At 53.8% G+C, this 1,822-nt stretch carries 2 tRNA genes and 2 rRNA genes; all 4 read right to left on the bottom strand.

Annotated elements, in window-relative coordinates:
- Positions 1 to 1,204, bottom strand: a 23S ribosomal RNA gene (locus V6D20_19835); the annotation flags it as partial.
- A 173-nt stretch (positions 1,205 to 1,377) separates the two neighbouring features.
- Positions 1,378 to 1,453, bottom strand: a tRNA-Ala gene (locus tag V6D20_19830).
- A 7-nt stretch (positions 1,454 to 1,460) separates the two neighbouring features.
- Positions 1,461 to 1,537 (bottom strand) — tRNA-Ile (locus tag V6D20_19825).
- A 67-nt stretch (positions 1,538 to 1,604) separates the two neighbouring features.
- Positions 1,605 to 1,822, bottom strand: a 16S ribosomal RNA gene (locus V6D20_19820); the annotation flags it as partial.

Raw genomic sequence — 1,822 nt, 5'->3', positions numbered from 1 at the left:
TTCACAGGCCTACGGAACGCTCCTCTACCATGCAAGCAAGCTTGCATCCGCGGCTTCGGTACATGGCTTAGCCCCGTTAAATCTTCCGCGCAGGACGACTCGACCAGTGAGCTATTACGCTTTCTTTAAAGGATGGCTGCTTCTAAGCCAACCTCCTAGCTGTCTAAGCCTTCCCACATCGTTTCCCACTTAATTGGTATTTGGGACCTTAGCTGATGGTCTGGGTTGTTTCCCTTTCCACGACGGACGTTAGCACCCGCCGTGTGTCTCCCGCGATTGCACTTCTCGGTATTCGCAGTTTGCATCGGTTTGGTACCGCTAGACGCAGCCCTAGCCGAAACAGCGCTCTACCCCCGAGAGTGAGACGCGAGGCGCTACCTCAATAGCTTTCGAGGAGAACCAGCTATCTCCGAGCTTGATTAGCCTTTCACTCCGATCCACAACTCATCCGAATCTTTTTCAACAGATCCCGGTTCGGGCCTCCAGCAGGTTTTACCCTGCCTTCACCCTGGTCATGGATAGATCGCCCGGTTTCGGGTCTACTCCCAGCGACTATCGCCCTATTCAGACTCGGTTTCCCTACGCCTTCCCTATTCGGTTAAGCTTGCCACTGAAAGTAAGTCGCTGACCCATTATACAAAAGGTACGCAGTCACTCAATAAATGAGCTCCCACTGCTTGTACGCACACGGTTTCAGGGTCTATTTCACTCCCCTCTCCGGGGTTCTTTTCGCCTTTCCCTCACGGTACTAGTTCACTATCGGTCGACAGGTAGTATTTAGCCTTGGAGGATGGTCCCCCCATGTTCAAGCAGGGTTTCACGTGCCCCGCCCTACTCTTCGGCGCCCCATCAGCAATTCCTTTTAAGTACGGGGCTATCACCCTCTATGACTGGCCTTTCCATGCCATTCCTCTAGGAATTACTGACTTATGACGCACTGGGCTGCTCCCCTTTCGCTCGCCACTACTAAGGGAATCTCGGTTGATTTCTTTTCCTCCGGGTACTTAGATGTTTCAGTTCCCCGGGTTCGCTTCCTGCACCTATGTATTCACTGCAGGATACCGCTTGCGCGGTGGGTTTCCCCATTCGGACATCTCCGGATCAAAGCTTGTTGCCAGCTCCCCGAAGCTTATCGCAGGCTACCACGTCCTTCATCGCCTCCTGTCGCCAAGGCATCCACCGTATGCGCTTAATTCACTTGACCATATAACCCCAACCAAACTGGTTGACGTCAGGCCAAACTCGCTGATAAATGCGGCGTTTCAAACTCTCTTTCCAAATTTTTAAATAACCGCTTGGCCTGTATTAAACAGGCAGCACAACGTCAAACATCAACATTCGCAGATGTTTGCCATCGCTTGCCGAAGTCGCAGGCATTGGTGGAGCCAGGCGGGATCGAACCGCCGACCTCCTGCATGCAAAGCAGGCGCTCTCCCAGCTGAGCTATGGCCCCGTAGCGCTGGTGGGTCTGGGTGGATTTGAACCACCGACCTCACCCTTATCAGGGGTGCGCTCTGACCAACTGAGCTACAGACCCATGACTGGGCGTAAGCAAGATCAAGTAATTTGTGCGGACGCTCGCGCCTGAACGGCACGTCATCTTTTAAGGAGGTGATCCAGCCACAGGTTCCCCTACGGCTACCTTGTTACGACTTCACCCCAGTCATGAACCACACCGTGGTAAGCGCCCTCCCTTACGGGTTAAGCAACCTACTTCTGGTGCAGCCCACTCCCATGGTGTGACGGGCGGTGTGTACAAGGCCCGGGAACGTATTCACCGCGACATTCTGATTCGCGATTACTAGCGATTCCGACTTCACGG

Source organism: Candidatus Obscuribacterales bacterium (assembly GCA_036703605.1).
Lineage (GTDB): Bacteria > Cyanobacteriota > Cyanobacteriia > RECH01 > RECH01 > RECH01.
The sequence above is the reverse complement of the archived record's forward strand: the minus strand, read 5'-3'. Positions and strand labels throughout refer to the sequence as shown.